This is a genomic window from Pseudomonas sp. UBT (assembly GCF_050915955.1).
Classification (GTDB): domain Bacteria; phylum Pseudomonadota; class Gammaproteobacteria; order Pseudomonadales; family Pseudomonadaceae; genus Aquipseudomonas; species Aquipseudomonas antarctica_A.
In genome coordinates, this window is the sequence record NZ_CP168081.1 from 113,334 (window position 1) to 132,785 (window position 19,452).

A 19,452-nucleotide genomic window follows, 5' to 3' on the forward strand; every position below is an offset into this window, starting at 1 on the left:
TGCACAAGTGTGAGTGAGGTTTGTTGTTCATTTCGACAAAGCCTGGGGCAACAACTGTACGCCCAGGTAAAGGGCAAGCATGCCGTCGAGGGTCAGTGGGTCGACACCACTCAACTCGGCTATGCGCTCCATCCGATAACGCAGGCTGTTGCGGTGAATACCCAACGCATCGGCACATGCCTGGCTCTGGCCGTCGTGTTCGCACCAACTGCGCAACGTCGCCAGCAACTGACCGTTGGTGTCCTTGGCCAGCACTTTGCGCAACGGGTTGAGCAATTCGTCGAGGGCGTCTTCATTGCGGTGTCGCCAGAGCATCACGGGCAAACGATAACGGTTGAGCGTCAACAGCCGTGATTGCGGGAGAATATCGCGACCATAGGCGAGCAAGTCCCCCACGCGACGGTAACACCGGCGCAGCCCCGCCAAGCCATCGGCCTGACCGCCCACGGCCACTCGCAGGATATTCCAGCCCAGGCCTTCAAGCTTCTCCAGCAAGCGCAGGTTATCCACGTGCACCGCTGCCGGTCGGCACCACAGCAGGGAAAATTGCGCGGAGCTGACGCACCAACTGTCCGGGTAGCGGCTGGTGAGCCAGGCGCTCAACGCGTCCGCCGATTGGCCCACGCCCAGCTCGAACAGGTACGGCGTGCGCGTCATTTGCGGTTTGAGCCCCAATTGTTGCGCCTCATCGACCAGACGTGGCGAGTCGCCGGCGTCGGCCAAAAGCAACGCCAGCAGATCATCACAGCGCTGGCGCCGCCATTGCTGTTCGGCTTGTTGATGGCGATGGCTGACCAGCATTTCCGCCGTCATGCGCACCAACTCAGCGTAAGTGCGCAACAACTCGGGTTCACCGGTAATGCCGAGCACGCCGATCAGCCGCTGGTCGTGCATCAGCGGCAGGTTGATGCCGGGTTGCACGCCCTTCAGGTGTTTGGCGGTCTGGCCGTCGATTTCCACCACCCGACCGTTGGCCAGCACCAACTGCGCGCCTTCATGACGCGTGTTGATGCGCTCCGGCTCACCGCTGCCGAGGATCAAGCCCTGGCTGTCCATGACGTTGACGTTGTAGGGCAGGATGGCCATGGTGCGATTGACGATATCCTGCGCCAGGTCATGATCCAGCTCGAACATGGGGCTAAGTTCCTTGAAAGGCAGGGTTGTTCATAGGCACAGCGCAAAGCCTGCTTCACTGTGCGCTAGCACAAAGACAGCACCCCGGCCGGTGGCCGAGACTCTTTGGGCGATCAACGTTACCCTCGCATCGCAAAAAATCATAATAAAGAGAGACTGCCATGTCACAGAGCGCCGCTGCCACACTGGCCACCGATGACGATAAAAACGCCATCTACAAGCGCATTACCCTGCGCCTGATCCCCTTCATTTTTATCTGCTACTTGTTCAACTACCTTGACCGGGTGAACGTTGGCTTTGCCAAGTTGCAGATGCTCGACGCCTTGAAATTCAGTGAGACGGTGTACGGCCTCGGTGCCGGGATCTTCTTTATCGGCTACGTGCTGTGCGGCGTGCCGAGTAACCTGGCGCTGACCAAATTCGGCCCGCGCCGCTGGATTGCGTTGATGATGATCGTGTGGGGCACCTTGTCCACGTGCCTGCTGTTTGTCACGACGCCGACGCATTTCTATGGGCTGCGACTGTTGACCGGCGCCGCTGAAGCCGGCTTTTTCCCTGGCGTGGTGCTGTACCTCTCGCAGTGGTTCCCGACCTTTCGCCGCGGGCGGATCATGGCATTGTTCATGTCGGCGATTCCGGTGTCCGGCTTGCTCGGCAGCCCGTTCTCCGGCTGGATCCTCAACCACTTTGCTGCAGGCCAGGGTGGCCTGGCGGGCTGGCAGTGGATGTTCCTGCTGCAAGGCATCCCGACCGTAATACTTGGCGCACTCGCTTACTTCCTGCTCAGCGACAGCTTTGCCAATGCCCAGTGGCTCACGCCCCATGAGCGTGCAGTGCTGGAAGCCGATCAGGCGATGGACTTGGCCAACAAGCCGAAGACCACCACCGATTCGCTCGGCGCAGTGTTCAAGAACCCGGCCATCTGGGCGTTCGGCCTGATCTACTTCTGCATCCAGAGCGGTGTGTATGCGATCAACTTCTGGCTGCCGTCGATCATCAAGAACCTGGGTTTCAGCGATAACCTGGTGATTGGCTGGCTGAGTGCGATTCCGTATCTGCTGGCCGCCGTGTTCATGCTGCTGGTGGGCCGCTCCGCCGACTTGCGCAAGGAGCGTCGCTGGCATTTGGTGGTGCCGATGTTGATGGGCGCCATCGGCCTGCTGATCGCGGTGAATTTCGCCACCACCCCGGCGATTGCGATTCTCGGCCTGACCATCGCCACCATGGGCGCCCTCACCGGCCTGCCGATGTTCTGGCCGGTGCCAACCGCCCTGCTCAGCGCGGGCGCGGCGGCAGGCGGTTTGGCGCTGATCAACTCCATGGGCCAGATGGCCGGCTTCCTCAGCCCCTACATCGTGGGGTTTGTGAAGGATGCCACCGGGTCCACGGACATGGCGTTGTACCTGCTGGCGGCGGTGATTGTCGCCGGTAGCCTGTTGGCGCTGCGCATGACACGTACTCTCAAAGTATAAAACCCAGTCCATGTGGGAGGGTGCAAGCCCATCCCACATTTTGCGCTGTGTTTACAACACACCGCCGCCGTCGATATCCATCACGGCACCGGTCATAAACCCGTTCTCCATGGCCAGCACATACCCCGCCGCAACCTCCTCAGCCTGCCCCACTCGCCCAACCGGCAAGGCCCCGCCAGCCTTGGCGAACATCGCCAGCCGCTGCTCCTCTGTCAGCCCTGCATAAGCCGGTGTATCAATCACCCCCGGGCTGATCACATTGACCCGACGGGGCGCCAATTCTTTTGCCAGTTGCTTGCCCAGCGCTTCGGTTGCAGCGTTGATGCCGGTCTTGATCAACTGGCCGGGCGCCAGTTTGCGGCCCAGTTGGCCCGAGGTCAGGCTGATGCTGCCGTGCTCAGCCAAAAACGGCAGCGCCTGTTGGATTGCCCGCAGCGCGCCCCAGAGTTTTACGTTGAAGTTGTCCTGGGCTTCGGTCAGGTCGGTTTCACTGAGGGTTTTGGCCCACACCGACGGCCCGGCGGTATAGACCAGATGATCAAAGCGTCCGACCGCTTCGAACAAACGTTGCAGGGAGACGCTGTCGGTCACGTCGACCGGCTCGCTGCGCACGCCGTTGTCGACACTGGAGGCCAAGCGGCGCCCGGCCAGCACCACCTGCGCGCCACGCGCGGCGGCGGCCTTGGCCACTGCTGCGCCGATACCGCTGCTGCCGCCAATCACGATGACGGTTTTACCGCTGAGGGAGGATGTCATGAGGTTGATACCTGATTGAGAAAGTGAGCGTTGATCTTCTCAGCTTGGCAATCAGCGAAAAATCCCGGTAAAACGACAAGATCTTTAAAGGATTTTTACAAATGAGCTCAACCCTGGACCTGGAAGTGTTTGTGCGCACCGCCGACACAGGCAGCCTCTCGGCGGCCGCGCGTAGCCTTAACCTCACGCCGGCAGCAGCCAGTATCGCCCTCAAACGGCTGGAAACCCGCTTGGGCATCCGCCTGCTCGCCCGTTCCACCCGCAGCATGCGCCTGACCGAAGAAGGTCGGCGGTACCTGGACAGCGTACGCATAGCCCTGGAAGCCTTGTCCGAGGGCGAGCAAGCGATCAAACAACAAGGCCAAAGCCTCAGCGGCCTGTTGCAGTTGGCCGCCCCCTCGGATTTCGGGCGCAATGTGCTGCTGGGCTGGCTGGATGAATTCAAGGTCGAGCACCCGAACATCCGCTTGCAGTTGTTGCTCAACGTCAGCAACGCCGATTTGTTCCGCGACACCGTCGACATCGCCCTGCGCTTTGGTGTGCCACGGGACTCCAGCCTGGTGGCATTACCCGTCGTGCCCGGCCACCATCGCATTCCTTGCGCGAGCCCTGACTACCTCGCGCGGCACGGTACGCCGCGTACGCCTGCGGACCTGGCGCAACACAGTACGCTGCGCTACATGCGCCGGGGGCAGCCGAATAACACCTGGTACTTTCGCCAGGGCGCACTGCTCCAGGAAGTCGAAGTGACGGGCGATTACCTGAGCGACGATGGCGAAATTGTGCGGCGTTGGGCGTTGGCTGGCCACGGGGTCGCGTATAAGGCCAACCTGGATATCGCCCGGGATATCCAAGCCGGGCGCCTGGTGCCGCTGTTGCCCGATTGGCAAGGCGAGCCCACCCCGTTCAACCTGATGTGCCCTCACCGCCTGCAAGTGTCGGAACGGGTGAAAGTGCTGCATCGTTTTTTACAGCAGCGCTGTCAGACCTTGCTGAGCGCATGAAGAAAGCCGTGCTGGGGTTGTTCCAGAGCCCTTGAGTCTGGTATTGCATCACTTACGTTTCCCAGCCATGAGGATCTTTGCATGATTTACCGCACATTGGGCCAGTCCGGGTTGAAGGTCAGCGCACTGACCCTGGGCACCATGATGTTTGGCGAACAGACCCACACCGAAGACTCGCTGCGCATCATCGACAAGGCCTGGGACCAGGGCATCAACTTTATCGACACCGCCGACGTTTACACCGGCGGGCGCTCCGAAGAAATCGTCGGTGAAGCTATCGCCCGCCACCGCTCGGATTGGGTGGTGGCGTCGAAAGTCGGCATCGGCCCATTGGACGGTTTACCCAACCGCAATGGCCTGAGCCGCAAGCGCATTTTCAACGCACTGGAAGCCAGCCTCACCCGCCTCGACACCGACTACCTGGACATCTATTACCTGCACCGCGAAGACCACGACACGCCGCTGGAAGTGACGGTGTCGGCGATAGGCGACCTGATCCGCCAAGGCAAGATTCGTTATTGGGGCCTGTCCAACTACCGGGGTTGGCGCATCGCTGAAGTGATTCGCGTGGCCGAGCGTTTGGGCGTAGACAAGCCGATCATCAGCCAGCCGTTGTACAACATCGTCAATCGCCAGGCCGAGATCGAACAAATCACCGCCGCTGGCGCCTATGGCTTGGGCGTGGTGCCTTACAGCCCGCTGGCCCGTGGCGTGCTCAGTGGCAAGTACGCACCTGATGTGACGCCCGAAGCCGGCAGCCGCGCGGCGCGCCAGGACAAACGCATTCTGGAAACCGAATGGCGAATTGAGTCACTGCGTATTGCCCAGCAGATTCAGCAATACACCCAGGGGCGCGGCGTGGGGATCGTGGAGTTTGCGATTGCCTGGGTACTGAACAACTCGGCGGTCAGTTCAGCGATCGTCGGGCCGCGTACCGAGGCGCAGTGGGATGCGTACACCGGGGCGCTGGATGTGAAGATCAGCGCTGAAGATGAGGCGTTTATTGACTCACTGGTGACGCCGGGGCATTCGTCTACGCCGGGGTTTAATGATGTGGGCCATTTTGTCTCGGGTCGCGTAGCTCGTTCTTAGCGTGTACCCCGGCTCGCCCGCCGCCTGTGACCAGTAGCAGGGTGTGGCGAGCCGGGGTCACCATAAAAGCCCGCTTGCCACAGGGATTGGCCAAAACCGCGTGTCGTGAAAAATTTCCCGCAAACGCCCCAAAACAGCGCAACCGTATTCCGCCAAAAGCACCATAATCCCCTCCTGAAATCTCTCTCTTTTGTAGCAATCGGTTTTCGCGAGGACAGTGTGTCTAAAGGTGTTGTGTTATCGGTATTGGCCTCGGTGTTGTTTGCCGTGATGTATTACTTCACTTCGTTGCTCACGCCATTGAGCGGCCTGGAAATTTTTGGCTGGCGCATGTTGCTGACCGTACCCTGCATGACCGTGTTCATGATCGTCAGTGGCGAATGGCGGCGCGTGTGGGAACTGGTGCGGATGTTGGTGGCCAAGCCGAGGCTGATTGGCGGTGTGCTGCTGTCGTCGGTCCTGTTAGGTGTGCAACTCTGGCTGTTTATGTGGGCACCGCTGAATGGGCGCAGCCTGGATGTGTCGGTGGGGTATTTCCTGCTGCCGCTGACCATGGTGCTGACCGGGCGTTTGGTGTACGGCGAACAGCTGTCACGCCTGCAGCAGATCGCGGTATTTTTTGCCGCGCTCGGGGTGCTTAACGAGTTGTATCAGGCCGGGGGTTTTTCCTGGGCGACATTGGTGGTGATCATCGGTTACCCGATCTATTTTGTGGTGCGCAAATACTTGGGCACCGATCACTTGGGCGGCTTGTGGCTGGACATGGCACTGATGCTGCCGGTGGCCTGGTGGTTTGTGCAGAGCGGTGAACAGGGGTTTGCCGTGCTCGATGTGCACCCCAAGCTGTACGCGTTGATTCCGATGCTGGGCTTGATCAGCGCCTCCGCCCTGGTGAGCTATATCGTTGCCAGCCGCTTGCTGGCGTTCAGCCTGTTTGGCTTGCTCAGCTACGTGGAGCCCGTATTGCTGCTGGCGGTGGCGTTGATATTGGGAGAAGGCATCAAGGGCGGCCAATGGCTGACTTACATCCCGATCTGGCTGGCGGTGATGGTGCTGGTGTATGAAGGGTTCAAGCACTTGGTGCGTCAGCGCAGAGCGTGATTCGCAGGCAATAAAAAGCCCGCCCGAGGGTTAACCTCGGGCGGGCTTTTTTACGCTTAGTCGGCGGTCAGTACACCACGACGCACCTGGTCACGCTCGATCGACTCGAACAGTGCCTTGAAGTTGCCCTCGCCAAACCCATCATCGCCCTTGCGCTGGATGAATTCGAAGAACACCGGGCCCATCAGGGTTTCCGAGAAGATCTGCAGCAGCAGACGTTTGTCGCCTTCAATCGAAGAACCGTCGAGCAGAATGCCGCGTGCTTGCAGTTGGTCCACCGGCTCGCCGTGATTCGGCAGGCGGCCTTCAAGCATTTCGTAGTACGTGTCCGGGGGCGCCGTCATGAAGCGCATGCCGATCTTCTTCAGCGCGTCCCAGGTCTTGATCAGGTCGTCGGTGAGGAACGCCACGTGCTGAATGCCCTCACCATTGAACTGCATCAGGAACTCTTCGATCTGGCCGGCACCCTTGGAGGACTCTTCGTTCAGCGGGATGCGGATCATGCCGTCAGGGGCACTCATGGCCTTGGAGGTCAGGCCGGTGTATTCGCCCTTGATGTCGAAGTAACGCGCTTCACGGAAGTTGAACAACTTCTCGTAGAAGTTGGCCCAGTAGACCATGCGCCCGCGGTACACGTTATGGGTCAGGTGGTCGATGACCTTGAGGCCGGCGCCCACCGGGTTGCGGTCGACGCCTTCGAGGTACACGAAGTCGATGTCATAGATTGAGCTGCCCTCACCGAAACGGTCGATCAGATACAGCGGCGCGCCGCCGATGCCCTTGATCGCCGGCAGGTTCAGTTCCATGGGCCCGGTTTGAATATGGATTGGCTGGGCGCCCAGCTCCAACGCGCGGTTAAACGCCTGTTGCGAGTCTTTGACGCGGAACGCCATGCCACACACCGATGGGCCGTGCTCGGCCGCAAAGTAGGATGCGAGGCTGTCGGGCTCGTTGTTGAGGATCAGGTTGATCTCGCCCTGGCGGAACAGGTCGACGTTCTTGGAGCGGTGGGTCGCGACTTTGGTGAAGCCCATGATCTCGAAGATCGGCTCCAGTGTGCCCGGGGTTGGCGATGCGAATTCGATAAATTCAAAGCCCATCAGGCCCATTGGGTTTTCGTATTGGTCGGCCATTTTCGGCGCCTCATTCTTGTAGTGAACAAATAGTTATTTGCGAGCAAGGATGAGGTCGGAGGGAGGCGCACAAGAGAGGCCCCGCACACTGCGTGCGAGGAAGTCACCAAAGATCAGGGGGGAGCCGAATAGCTTCATGGTTACATCAGTCTCTGACGGCCGAGGCTTGCGTGAGCGCAAGTCCATATTCTTGTATGCGTAAATCGATTCTACACAGCGTAACCATATTTGTCCGCACTCTTATCAAATCCCCATTGGCTTGGCCTGCGCAAGGGGTTTGTTGCACAGATAGATGCCAGACAGGATCACCGCGCCGCCCAGCACCATGGGCGCAGTCAGTTGTTCGCCCAGCAGCAGTGCGCCGCACATCACCGCTGTCAGCGGGTTAAGCGCAATAAACACACCGGCACGGGTCGCGCCGATGCGCCGAATGCCGTCGTAATAGCCGATGTACGCCAGTGCTGAGCCCAGCACGCCCAGGTACAACAAACTCAATGCCTGCGCCAGTTGGAGGCTGCCGAGCCCTTCTGCGGTGAAACGTCCCATGAACAGGGTGAGGACGGTGAGCATCAAGGTGCCCAGCAGCACGGACCAGGTGACGGTTTGCAAAGGGCCGAGGCTCTGATTCAGCTCACGGGAAAACAGCGAGTAAATCCCCCACCCCACTACGCAACCAAAAATCAGCACGTCGCCCCGCCAGTTGCTCGCGGTGCTGTGCAGCAACTCAGGGTTGCGACTGACGATCACCACGGCGGCGCCCGCCAGGCATAAGGCGATGCCCATAACTTTGGCGACACCCAGGCGCTCTTTGAAGAGCCACCATGAGGCCAGGCCGATCACCGCCGGATTCAACGCCACGATCAACGAGGCGCGCGATGCGTTGACGTAATGCAGGCCATAGAAAAAACACAGGTTATAGAAAAAGATGCCAAAGAAACCCAGCACGCTCAGCCGTACCAGTTGCCAAGGATCGGGTCGCGCCAGAGGAATCCGCGCGCACACCATAAACAGCAGCAGCGCCAGGCTGGCCAGGATAAACCGCAGGCTGGCGGCCAGTAACGGGTCGACCCGATCGGCCAGGTAGCGCCCGGCGACAAACGTGCCGCCCCATATCATGGTCACAGCAGCAAGTTTCAGATAGGTCAGTCGATCGGACAGGGGGTGCATGAGGAGGTGCTCAGGGTACTGAAGGATTGGCGTATTCTTCGACTAATGATCGGTAATCGTAAAATGAGCCTTTACTCATGACCCTGACGCAGTTGGAAATATTTTCGTTAGTCGCCGAACTGCAGGGTTTTACCAGTGCAGCTCACCGCCTCGGCATCAGTCAATCCGCGGTGTCGCATGCGATCAAGGCCCTGGAACAAGAGTTGGGCGTGGAATTGTTCCGGCGCCACCAGTCGTTGGTGGAACTGAGCGATATCGGCGCGCAATTACTCGGGCGCGCGCGTGCAATGCTGGGCCTGGCCAATACCTTGCAGCAGGAAGCGGCCGATGCCCGCGGGATGAAACGCGGCACACTGCGGATTGGGTCGTTCGGGCCGACGGCGTCAATCCGCATCTTGCCCACGCTCCTGCGGCAGTTTCGACAGGCTTATCCGGGCATCGAAGTGCACGTGGACGAAGGGCCCGACAGACAGGTTATCCAGTGGCTGGATGAGCGCAGGATCGATGTCGGGTTTGTGGTGCTGGATCAGGAGCGCTTCGACACCGTGGCCTTGTTCGAGGACCAACTGGTGGCACTGCTACCCGCCGGTCATCCACTGGCCGCCAACGCGGCGCTGCCCTTGCAAGCGCTGTGTGATGACCCTTTTATTCTCACCGAGGCCGGTTCCTCGGAACTGGTGATGCGTTTGTTCAGCGAGGCCCGTTTAAGGCCTAAAGTGCGTTATCGCTGCGCCCAATTGCTCAGCACGCTGGAAGCCGTCAGCCGTGGCGACGGGCTGAGTATCGTGGCGCAAGCGTCGCTGCCGGAACGCGTCGACCCACGCTATGCAGCGCGGCCGTTGTCTCCCGCGGTGCCACGCCGGATCGGTCTGGCCGTGCTTGACCGCCGCCAGTCCTCACCTGCCACCCTGGCGTTCATCGCGCTGGCGCAAAAGCTGCACCACGCCGGGACTTAGCGATAACTCATGGTGAACGAGGCCAACCCGTTAGCGACGCCGGGCGTGATCGTTTGTTCGGTTTGGACGTAACGGGCGGTCAGGGGGATCGTCACCTTGCCATTGCCGGTGCTGCCCACCTGCCATTGATTCAGGTTGCCCACGGCCGCGGAATCGGCGCCATACCTCACCAATTGGGCGCCATGCAGCAGTTGCAGCGCCACGCCACGGGCGTTTGAAGTGCGGGTCAGGGTCAACCGGTCGCTGCGATTAGCGTTGTCAGTCTGGTCGGTTATCGTGATGAATACATCCTGGGTACCACCGGTTCCGCCAGCGCACTCCAAGGTAATATCCTGGGTCACGCTGCCGGCGAAACTGCCTGGCCCCTTGAAATCACGGCTGGCTATACGCCCCACCGGCATCGCAATCGACGGCGCAGAGACACGGCAGGTAGGCCTGCGCGGGGGAGCTATGACCGCAGGGGTAAAGTTGACCGCCACATAGCCCGGACCTGCGGTCGATACATTTGTCAGCGTGTACCTGGCGATGTTGCGGGAGGGAATCGTACCGGCCGATACCGGCCCGGTGGCAACCAGATAGACCCGCCCTTGAAGCCCCCAGCCATTGGGTTTGTTATGTTTGGTGGTTAACAGTGTGGTGCCGGTGTGGCTGATCGCACGCATTGGCTGGCCCGGGTCCCTGGCCATCATGGCAAACCCGACCCCGGGCAGGCCGGTGGCATACACCGGCATTGACACGCCTGAGGCGCTGAACGTCCTGCCACTGACTGGCGAATTGACCACGCTCATGTTCACAGACACCGGTTGCTCGACGGGCCAGTCCTGATATCGACACAGCATCACAAAGCTATTGTTGCCGAAGTCATAACCGTTCGCCGCACCTATCACCTGACCCACTTGCGGGTTGACCGGCAAGGTGATCGGCGCAATGGAGAGGTTCAGTGTCGCTTGTGGCGTACACGTGCCAGCACTGAAATGAGCATGGGCCGCCATCGCAAGTCCCCAACCCGCCAACAGTGCGCTCATGCGAAAAAACCTGATCATATCGCCACATCCTCTGTAACAGGACCCGCCAGGGACACCGAATGCTCGCGCGTCACGCCGTGGTCATCCAGGGTGGTAAAGCGCAGCGTCGCCGAGCCTTGCCAAGGTGCTGACCGGCCTTTCAACATCAGGTTTGCCGTGGTGCGTGGCAACAGCATCGGCGGGTCCTCACTGGGGTACTCGACGCCCTCCAGGGTCAGCACGACGCTGGATAACGTCACATGAAAGGCACTGGGGTTATGCACCCGTAGCACCGGGCTGTCGCCGCCCAGCCGCCACCGCAGGGTCTGCACGGCGTCCACCTCCCGGCCTGTCAGCTCCTCTGGGCGCAGGAACAGCTTGATTCGTGTGCGAAAGACAAATTGCAGTTGATTGCTAGTCCTGGCCGTGGGCCGGATACCTCGTACATTCAGCCAATACACTGACTCTTGAGGGCGTGCGTTCGCCTGCTCCTCAGCGGGGTGGTAAGCCAACCGCAACCCCTGTGCCGTGCCGGCCTCCAGCCGCAGGATCGGCGGGCTGACCGTAAACGGTACGTCACTCAACTCCGGCAAGGCCTCAGGGTCGCCGCGATCAATCCATACCTGCACCAACCTCGGGCCGTCAGCCTCATTGCGAAGGTTGACCGTCACCTCCCGCGCGGCGGCGGGGTAGATGATGCGGGTTCGATCTATGACGATTTCCCCGTGCGCCGGCCACATCTGAGCCGCCAGTGCCAGACCGAATACGGTCTTCAACCACCTGTTAAACATCAACTGCTCTCCTCCTGCCTATCCAGGTCGCCCTTGCACTGGCTGATCAACTGGTCCGCGTTTTGCTGGCGCCGGCCGGGTTTTCGGGGTGGCAAGCGATACTGGATAAAGCAGCGCTCGCCGGCGGCCTCAGCCCAGCGGACGGTCAGCGTGCCGTGCTCGGCAACGCCACGCACAAACGCCTTGCCGGCCTGCCCGATAACGCCGACTTCACTACCGTGTTCATCGAACACCTGTGCGGCGAACGGCACGGGTCTGCCGTCTGGATGGGTCGCCTTGATCACCACCGCCCGGCCGCTGACGGTCTCGAACCTGACCCGCGACACCGCCCCCATCGTGGGGACGACGTGATGGTTGGACGCTTTCAACTCCACATCCATGGGCATGCCCTGTGGATCAATGGCCACTTCATTGCGCTGGTACGCCCTGAGCGAGGGCATGACGCCATAGCCGTGTTTGTCGATACGCACCCCGGAACTGCCGAGCTGCGCGCCCTGCGCATCCGGCGCATAAACCAGCGCCGAGGCTTCACCAAGGCTTGGCGAGAGCGTGACGCCGCCGTCATGGGCGATGAGCCCACCATCGGCGCTCATGGACACTTGCGCGCTGTCCCGGCTCTGGCCATAACCGGCGCGCAGGCTGGCGGTGTTGCTGCGATAGCCCGTGTAGGCATTGAAACTTGAGCCGTGCTGGTTACCCGTGCCGTGGCTGCCGATCAGCCCGTAGTGAGTGTGATCTGAATCCCCCAGCAAACCATTGATTCCGACTTGCTGTTGGCTGCCGCGCGAATCACCGGCGTCCCGGTAAAGCGAACTGCTCAGGGTCGGTGCGTGCGCGCCATCGCCCAACGGCATGGAGAGGGTCAGTACCAGATGATTATCGACACGCCCTGCTTGCGTGGCCCGGCCAAAAAAGATCTCGTCACTGCGTTCTCGGTCGCTCGAGCGATGCGTTTCACTGACCCTCGAGCGCTGCGCCGAGAGGTTCCAGTTGAGCTTCTTCCAATGGGCCCCATAGCTGACAGTGAATGAAGTCTGGCGCCCTTGCGTCCCGGCCCAGTAGTCGATGGAACTGCCGTACACACTCAGCGTGCCCTCGCCCACCTGCTGACTGATCGTCAGGTCCAATCGACTTTTCTGCCGGGTATAACTGCCCATGCTCCCGCCGTGATGCCCCAGTTCCCGTACAGTCAGTGCGTCAGGCAGGCTCAGATAGCCTTCGGTAGAGAAGCGATAGGCCCCCAACATAAAATGTGTCCCTGAGTACGGCACGTTCTTGCTATAGGCCAGGCCCCAGCTTTGTCCGCCGAACAGCCCTTGCCCCGGCACCTGAGTACGCGAGCGCGTGCTGTCGAGGGCGAACGCGCCGATAGGCGTGCTCATCGCCACACCCACCTTGGCTTGACCATAACCCTGGGAAAGCGTGCTGCCTGCGTAGGCGGTCAGGCTATTCGTGAGCCCCTGCTGGAGGGTGCCCTGGAATACCGTGGGGCTGGCGCCGGCTAGCCCGCGTTGTTGCACGCGCCCCATGGTCACGGTGTAGTGGGTAGCGCCATTACGTAACAGGTGCGGGGCAACCGAATAGGGCACGACAAAGGTGCTACTCCGCCCGTCCACCTCGGTGACGCTAACGTTGAGGTCGCCACCGTAACCGGTGGGGTAAAGATCATCGATCACAAAGGGCCCGGGAGCCACCGTGGTTTCGTAGAGCGTGTAGCCATTCTGGCGCACCGTCACCGTGGCATTGCTTTCGGCGACGCCGCGAACCTGTGGTGCATAGCCTTGTTGCGACTGCGCAAGCATGCGGTCCTCGGTCGCCAGGGTAATACCCCGTACGCGCACGCCGTCGAGGATCTGGCCGCTGCTGAAACTGTCGCCAACGGTAAGTTGCGAACGCCAGGTTGCAAGGGAGCGTTGCAGGTAGGTGGCCGTTTGTTGATAAGGCAACCGGCCACTTCGCGATGCCCAGGCTTGCCCTCCCTGGTGGCGCAGTCGCCAGTCACCCAGGTTGACGCCGCCGTTAAGGCCAAGGTAGCCCCGGTCCTCACCGGCGCCCGACGTCACCGCTGCGGCGCTGAAGTTGTAATTGAGCAGTGCGGCATCAATGCCCTCGTCCCACTGGGCAGGGTCAATGTAGTCGCGTGCGGAGCGGTTGATGTAGACCTGCGGGATACTCAGGTCCAGCGTCAGCGACTCGGTGTCGACGCGGCTGCTGGCCATGGGGATCCAGTCGGCGAAATCGCGGCAGGCAGCCTGCGAGGCGCCGTCGAGTTGGTGCAGCACCACCCCGAGTTCGGCAAGCTGTTGCGCACTCACGCACGGCTGCGCGCCATCCTGCTCATTGCGGGGCACGAAATTGAGCGCGTGGCGGCCAATCGATTGCCCATTGAGCATCACGTCTACGCGATAAACGCCAGGCGCTAGTGTATTGACGGCATTGAAACGCGTGATGTCCGCCGGGCTGGACTGGCCGCTGCTGAAAGCCTCTATGTCAAACAACAATGGGGCAGCCTCGACCGACATCACCAGCGTACTCAGGAGGCCGAACAACACCACCAGCCGAGGATGGGAAAACAGCCAGGCGCATTGGTAGAACGTAAATTGTAATGAGGCAGGCATAGTCAGAACTTCAGGGGCGCACGCTGCGGCGGGGAAAACGCGCCGTAGTCATTGATGTATTTAAAATGCACCTGGGCATCAGCGGGAATTGCATGCACGACCTCGCGCACGGCCAGTGTCAGATGACCGCCGGGCGCCACCATGCCCTCTCCCGCCGGCAGCAGGCGCGCTTCAGGTTGCGCGCCCATGGCCAGCGCGACCTCGTTGAATGTCACGTGATAGGCCGATGGGTTGTGCACTTCCAGGAGCGCGCCCTGGGCGCTGCGGTGCAGGGTCCAGCGTAATTGGGCGGGCGCCTCGTCCGTGCTGCCGGGTAAATGGGCCGGCCGAAAAAACACTTTGGTGCGGATGCGAAAGGCGAACTGCAGGTGGCTCGCAGGAGCGTCGTCCTGAGCGGACTGCTCAGCGTTGACCTTGGGCGGAATCTCAAGCGCGTTCAGCCAAAACACTGACTCGCGGTCAGCCGGCAGCGGCTCTTGGGTATAGACCAATCGCACCGCCTGGCTTTTGCCCGGGTCCAGACGGAATACCGGTGGCGAAAGAATGAAAGGCACTTCACTGCCTGACGGGGCTGACGCTGGGTCACCCGGGTCCAGCCACACCTGCACCAGGCGCGGAGCCCGCGGGTCGTCGTTGGTCAGGCGTAGCGTGACTTCACGGCGCTGCTGCGGGTAGATGTGCCGAGTGCCGTCAATCACCACGCCGGCGTGGGCGGCGCTTGGCCATCCCGCGCTGATCGAAAGGGTCATCAGCAGGCAACTCAGAAGCAAGGGTCGGGCGAGCATGGATCGGTCCTTCAAGGCGCTGTCCGGTGCCTGGCGAATCGCCAGGCACCTGGGCCTTGATCAGGGGAACGTGATGGAATACAGCACTTGCGTGCTGACCGGGCCAGGGGTTGCAACACCGGTGGCGAAATACTGAGCTGCGAACGGCAACGACACTTCACCGTTTTCAGGGACCTTTGCGGCGCTCGAATTAAGGGCGAGGCGAAGGTCCATAGGGCGGTGAGTGGTGCCGTCGACAATCTGTACTTCAACCAGAGAAGCGGGCTTCGGCGAGGCAGGCGCTTGATTCTTCAAGTTACCGGTAGCCGGGTTGATGGCAGGGCTGCTGCTCTCAAACAAGACGGCCACGGCCGTGTCCTTCGGGCAAGCACCCACTCGCACAAAAAAGGGCGTGGTGCCGGCCGTCTGGCCTCTGGCCTTGAGCGCGCTGGCCTGGACCTTGCTGAGCGCCACCGCGAAGTTCGAACTGGTGCCAGCCGCGGAGCCGGAGCCGCCACTGATACTGCACGTTGTACCGGTGATTTCACCGGTCAGGCTGATCGTGCCATCTGCGCCAAACACAGGCAGCGTGGCAACGCCGGTAGCGGCCAGCAAGGCGGCGGCCAGTCGGATTTTTTTCATTGCGGGTGTTTCCTCATAAGTAGCGTTAACGGGTTGCAAGACGAATTTCAATTATTGAAAGACGAGGTCGTACCGTCCCGCCAAAGTTGGGCTTGAACGGCTGAGAGAGAGGCTGGAGGGGGTGTTGTTCCTGAGTCTCTTACTTTTTGCAACGATGTTTATCTTGCCAAGGTGAAGTGCCCGCAACAACTGACCAAACGGCTAGGTGGATGGGCCTCAAACAACTGAGCACACCGGCGCAATGCCATCTATCATCGGCATACACCTCTGTTTTCATTTCGTTATTGGCTGCCCCTATGCCCCTCACCGCCAAAGGCCCACGAAGCCGAACCGTACGCGCGTTTATCAGCGGAGTCTGCGGCGTGCTCCCCGTTTTACTGGGCGTTGCGATTCTTTATTGGCAGGCCGAACGCACCCTTGAACAAAGCACGGACCAAACTGCCCACGAAGCCGTTCGCCAATTCGACTTGATGCTCGACAATACCGCCCTCGCCGCCCGCACATTGCTACCGCTGGCCGGCCACCCTTGCGACAACGGTACGCAACTGGCCCTGCGTGAGCAGGTGACGCGTCGGCCCTTTGTGCGAGCGACGACCCTGTCCTGGCAGAAAAACATTTATTGCAGCTCGTTATTCGGAGGTACTTACCAGTCAGCGGTTAACCCGGATGATTACGTTGATGGCACGTTGTGGCTGATGAACGGCAACCCGGTGACGCCGGACACCGCGCTGCTGGTTTACCGCTTGGTCGAAGGCGATAAAGCCGCATTTGCCTCTGTTGACGGCTACCACCTGACCAACGCCTTGCGCCTGATCAGCCGTTACGCGTACCTGATCCTGCAAGTCGGCCCCAACTGGCTGGATGCGGACGGCAAAGTACACAACACCGCTGTGCCGGAGTATGCCGTGGCCCATCACCACTTGGCCTCTGAGCGTTATCACTACAGTGTCGACGCAGGCATGCCCGACGGCGAGGTCTGGCGTTATATGGAAGCGCGCTACCCGGCCCTGTTCAGCCTGCTGGTGTTCTTCGGCGTACTGGCGGGCATGCTCGCGCACTGGCTGCAAAAGCGCTCGTCCGCACCCACCCACGAGCTGCAGCGCGCCTTGGGTGCCAACGAGTTCATTCCCTATTTCCAACCCGTGGTACGCGGCGATACCCGCGAATGGGCTGGCTGTGAAGTGTTGATGCGCTGGCAACACCCGAAAGAAGGCCTGGTGCGCCCTGACCTTTTTATCCCGCTGGCCGAACACTCCGGCCTGATCGTACCGATGACCCGCTCACTGCTGCGCCAGACCGCCGCGCAACTCGCCCCACATGCCGGGCGCTTCAGCCCTGGTTTTCATATCGGCGTGAACATCACGGCACACCACTGCCAGGATCTGGAGCTGGTACAAGACTGTCAGGAGTTTCTCGCCGCCTTTACCCCAGGCCAGGTGACGCTAGTGCTGGAGCTGACCGAACGCGATCTGATCCAGCCTACCGACATCACCCGCCGCTTGTTCGACGCCCTGCATCAACTGGGCGTGATGATCGCGATTGATGACTTTGGCACCGGCCACTCGAGCCTGGGTTACTTGCGCAACTTTAATGTCGACTACTTGAAAATCGATCAAAGCTTTGTCGCCATGATTGGGGCCGATGCACTCTCAAGGCATATTCTTGACAGCATCATCGAACTCTCCGGCAAGCTGGATCTGGGTATTGTGGCCGAGGGTGTGGAAACAGCAGAGCAGTGCGAATATCTCGCGGCACAAGGTGTGGATTTCCTGCAGGGTTATCTCTTCGGTCGACCGTTACCCTGTGAAGAGTTCATTAAGTCCCTGACCAGCCATTGAATAGCCATCTACTGCGCTCGATGAAATAATCTTATTAAAGCAACAACGTGATTTACTCGTGCGACATTAACTACTACAATTTTTCCTGCCTGTGCTGAACTCGCAGAAAGGCCTCTTTCTTTGAGTCACCTTAAGCTCTTGGCTTACTAGCTTTGTCTGCAGTTGATATCAGCCAACTACACTATTGGAGTACAGATTTTGTCCAGACTCGCCGAATTTCGCGCAGCAGAAAAAGCCCTTCAAGAGCAGCTTGCCCAGCTGGAATCCCTGAAGAACGACGCCGGCCTGAAAAAAGAAATCGAATTTGAAGAAAAGCTGCAAGGCCTGATGAAGCACTACGGCAAAGGCCTGCGCGACATCATCTCGATCCTTGATCCAAACCCAGGCAAAGCCGGTGCCGCCACCAACGCCCCCAAACAGCGTCGCGCGCGCGTGGTCAAGGTTTACCACAACCCGCACACCGGCGAACTGATCGAAACCAAGGGCGGCAACCATCGCGGCCTGAAAGCCTGGAAAGAACAGTATGGCGCCGCCACTGTAGATTCCTGGCTTCGCGGCTAATCAAAAGTCACTAGCAAAAAGCCCCGCCTACGCGGGGCTTTTTGTTTGAGGGTTCGAAAACGAATCTAACTACCGTTTCACTTTGTTCACTATCGATCAAAAGGGTGTGTTCAAAGTTTCAGACTGTCGCGCACCGAACTCACTTCACCCTGGCTGGCCTCGTAGGCTTCGGCTTGGCCCGCGTATGAAAAAACATACGCTTTATCGGTATCTACCGCGCCCACCAATGTTTGTGACAACACGTGCCGTCCGTTCTCGGTAATCACGCAAGTAGTTTCCATCGCCTCAAGACGGCTCAATGTGGTTGGGTGCATTTTGCTGCACACGCTTTGATAACCACTGCGGGCAAATGCTTTCTGGATGGATTTACGCATGTCCAGCAACACACCCTGAAGATTAACTTTATGCCCGGCCTCAATCGGTGTGCCGGTCAACTCCATGACCATCAAGGTATTGCCATTTTCATCATTCTTGATCGCGCGTTGCCGAGACGCCGCCAGGGGGGTTACCGGCGCGGCGTCGTCGGGCACCACCTCCTCGACTTGCCAGCCGCTGGGCCAATGAATTTCCGGGTCTGCCGCTTGCACGAATGAACTGCCCAAGAGTGGGCCAAACAGCAAACACAAAGCACTCAACAGCGGTTTACGGAATTCAATCATTGCGAAAAACACCCAAGGTTCAAGCGCCAAAGTTTGACGCCCGATACCCGCAAGTCGCAAGCGCTGTGTGACCTTTTCATTTGGCGCAGCAGGCAGGCCTTGCGTATCATGGCCGGGCTGCATGGATGCTTGCCGCACGCCAAGGGAACGCTATTCTCACTTCAAGCCGCGTTTGCCCCATTTTTCTGGAGGGCCCATGAGCCTGCACGATCTGAACACTTTCCCGGGCGTCACCGCCCAACCCGACACCGCGACCACGAACTTCGTGTTCAACCACACCATGCTGCGGGTCAAAGACATCACCAAATCGCTGGACTTCTACACCCGCGTCCTGGGTTTTTCCCTGGTTGAAAAGCGCGACTTCCCGGAAGCCGAATTCAGCCTGTACTTCCTGGCCCTGGTGGACAAAGCCCAGATCCCGGCAGATGCCGCTGAACGTACCCAGTGGATGAAATCGATCCCGGGCATCCTGGAACTGACCCACAACCATGGCACCGAAAACGATGCCGATTTTGCCTACCATAACGGCAACACCGACCCTCGTGGTTTTGGCCATATCTGCATTTCGGTGCCGGATATCGTGGCTGCCTGCGAGCGCTTTGAAGCCCTGGGTTGCGACTTCCAAAAACGTTTGACCGATGGCCGCATGAAAAGCCTGGCGTTCATCAAAGACCCGGACGCGTACTGGGTTGAAATTATTCAACCGGCGCCGATGTAAGCCGCTTATGGGTGGGTGCAGAGCGTCACTGAATGCATTCCC

Annotated in this window: 18 protein-coding genes; 8 read left to right on the forward strand and 10 right to left on the reverse strand. The window is 60.0% G+C overall.

The features are described 5' to 3' along the window. Window positions 1–27: 27 nt before the first annotated feature. A complete protein-coding gene (locus tag ACDZ94_RS24890; protein WP_064452506.1) occupies window positions 28–1,134 on the reverse strand; it encodes a sugar diacid recognition domain-containing protein in 1,107 nt (368 codons plus the stop codon). Between the two features lie 161 nt (window positions 1,135–1,295). Between ACDZ94_RS24890 and ACDZ94_RS24895 the strand changes: the two genes are divergently transcribed. Next, a complete protein-coding gene (locus ACDZ94_RS24895; protein WP_432751776.1) occupies window positions 1,296–2,606 on the forward strand; it encodes an MFS transporter in 1,311 nt (436 codons plus the stop codon). 51 nt (window positions 2,607–2,657) lie between these two features. Here the strand turns inward: ACDZ94_RS24895 and ACDZ94_RS24900 are convergent, their stop codons facing one another. After that, window positions 2,658–3,362 carry an SDR family oxidoreductase gene (locus ACDZ94_RS24900; protein WP_432751777.1) on the reverse strand — a complete coding sequence of 235 codons (705 nt, stop codon included), beginning with the start codon at window positions 3,360–3,362 and terminating at the stop codon, window positions 2,658–2,660. A 101-nt stretch (window positions 3,363–3,463) separates the two neighbouring features. On the opposite strand from ACDZ94_RS24900, the gene ACDZ94_RS24905 reads away from it, so the two are divergent. The 3 genes from ACDZ94_RS24905 to rarD all read left to right on the forward strand — a co-directional run bounded on the left by ACDZ94_RS24905 (window position 3,464) and on the right by rarD (window position 6,559). After that, window positions 3,464–4,366, forward strand: a complete 903-nt coding sequence (locus ACDZ94_RS24905) for a LysR family transcriptional regulator (protein ID WP_432751778.1) — start codon at window positions 3,464–3,466, stop codon at window positions 4,364–4,366. Between the two features lie 81 nt (window positions 4,367–4,447). Continuing rightward, window positions 4,448–5,458, forward strand: coding sequence for an aldo/keto reductase (locus ACDZ94_RS24910; RefSeq protein ID WP_432751779.1), 1,011 nt, complete (start codon window positions 4,448–4,450; stop codon window positions 5,456–5,458). Window positions 5,459–5,677: 219 nt separating this feature from the next. Beyond that, the gene (gene rarD / locus ACDZ94_RS24915; protein ID WP_064452511.1) at window positions 5,678–6,559 is read left to right on the forward strand and encodes an EamA family transporter RarD; all 882 of its coding nucleotides are present in this window, start codon (window positions 5,678–5,680) and stop codon (window positions 6,557–6,559) included. 56 nt (window positions 6,560–6,615) lie between these two features. Here the strand turns inward: rarD and hppD are convergent, their stop codons facing one another. Together hppD and ACDZ94_RS24925 are read right to left on the reverse strand one after the other, a co-directional pair. Next, window positions 6,616–7,692, reverse strand: coding sequence for a 4-hydroxyphenylpyruvate dioxygenase (gene hppD / locus ACDZ94_RS24920; RefSeq protein ID WP_064452512.1), 1,077 nt, complete (start codon window positions 7,690–7,692; stop codon window positions 6,616–6,618). Window positions 7,693–7,935: 243 nt separating this feature from the next. Beyond that, the gene (locus tag ACDZ94_RS24925) at window positions 7,936–8,859 is read right to left on the reverse strand and encodes a DMT family transporter (RefSeq protein ID WP_432751780.1); all 924 of its coding nucleotides are present in this window, start codon (window positions 8,857–8,859) and stop codon (window positions 7,936–7,938) included. A 77-nt stretch (window positions 8,860–8,936) separates the two neighbouring features. On the opposite strand from ACDZ94_RS24925, the gene ACDZ94_RS24930 reads away from it, so the two are divergent. Beyond that, a complete protein-coding gene (locus ACDZ94_RS24930) occupies window positions 8,937–9,815 on the forward strand; it encodes a LysR family transcriptional regulator (protein WP_432751781.1) in 879 nt (292 codons plus the stop codon). Here ACDZ94_RS24930 and ACDZ94_RS24935 read toward each other — a convergent pair. From ACDZ94_RS24935 to ACDZ94_RS24955, 5 genes are read right to left on the reverse strand one after another with little or no spacing between them, the layout of a single operon-like run. Continuing rightward, window positions 9,812–10,840: a fimbrial protein gene (locus ACDZ94_RS24935; RefSeq protein ID WP_432751782.1), complete on the reverse strand. Its 1,029-nt coding sequence runs from the start codon at window positions 10,838–10,840 to the stop codon at window positions 9,812–9,814. The genes ACDZ94_RS24930 and ACDZ94_RS24935 overlap by 4 nt on opposite strands. 14 nt (window positions 10,841–10,854) lie before the next feature. Beyond that, entirely contained in the window at window positions 10,855–11,610 is a 756-nt protein-coding gene (locus ACDZ94_RS24940; RefSeq protein WP_432751783.1) for a fimbrial biogenesis chaperone, read from the reverse strand. Further along, window positions 11,610–14,228, reverse strand: a complete 2,619-nt coding sequence (locus ACDZ94_RS24945; RefSeq protein ID WP_432751784.1) for a fimbria/pilus outer membrane usher protein — start codon at window positions 14,226–14,228, stop codon at window positions 11,610–11,612. Before ACDZ94_RS24945 ends, ACDZ94_RS24940 begins: the two co-directional genes overlap by 1 nt. A 2-nt stretch (window positions 14,229–14,230) precedes the next feature. Next, window positions 14,231–15,013, reverse strand: a complete 783-nt coding sequence (locus tag ACDZ94_RS24950; protein ID WP_432751785.1) for a fimbrial biogenesis chaperone — start codon at window positions 15,011–15,013, stop codon at window positions 14,231–14,233. 60 nt (window positions 15,014–15,073) lie between these two features. Next, window positions 15,074–15,634 (reverse strand): fimbrial protein, encoded by a 561-nt coding sequence (locus ACDZ94_RS24955; protein ID WP_221294830.1) that lies wholly within the window; start codon window positions 15,632–15,634, stop codon window positions 15,074–15,076. A 296-nt stretch (window positions 15,635–15,930) separates the two neighbouring features. Between ACDZ94_RS24955 and ACDZ94_RS24960 the strand changes: the two genes are divergently transcribed. Beyond that, entirely contained in the window at window positions 15,931–17,472 is a 1,542-nt protein-coding gene (locus ACDZ94_RS24960; protein WP_432751786.1) for an EAL domain-containing protein, read from the forward strand. Between the two features lie 198 nt (window positions 17,473–17,670). After that, window positions 17,671–18,033 (forward strand): histone-like nucleoid-structuring protein, MvaT/MvaU family, encoded by a 363-nt coding sequence (locus tag ACDZ94_RS24965; protein ID WP_064452520.1) that lies wholly within the window; start codon window positions 17,671–17,673, stop codon window positions 18,031–18,033. Between the two features lie 110 nt (window positions 18,034–18,143). Here the strand turns inward: ACDZ94_RS24965 and ACDZ94_RS24970 are convergent, their stop codons facing one another. Next, on the reverse strand, window positions 18,144–18,692 hold the full coding sequence (locus ACDZ94_RS24970; RefSeq protein WP_407017765.1) for a DUF4946 domain-containing protein: 549 nt from the start codon (window positions 18,690–18,692) through the stop codon (window positions 18,144–18,146). A gap of 196 nt (window positions 18,693–18,888) precedes the next feature. Between ACDZ94_RS24970 and gloA the strand changes: the two genes are divergently transcribed. Continuing rightward, window positions 18,889–19,410: a lactoylglutathione lyase gene (gene gloA / locus ACDZ94_RS24975; protein ID WP_064452521.1), complete on the forward strand. Its 522-nt coding sequence runs from the start codon at window positions 18,889–18,891 to the stop codon at window positions 19,408–19,410. Window positions 19,411–19,452: the final 42 nt, after the last annotated feature.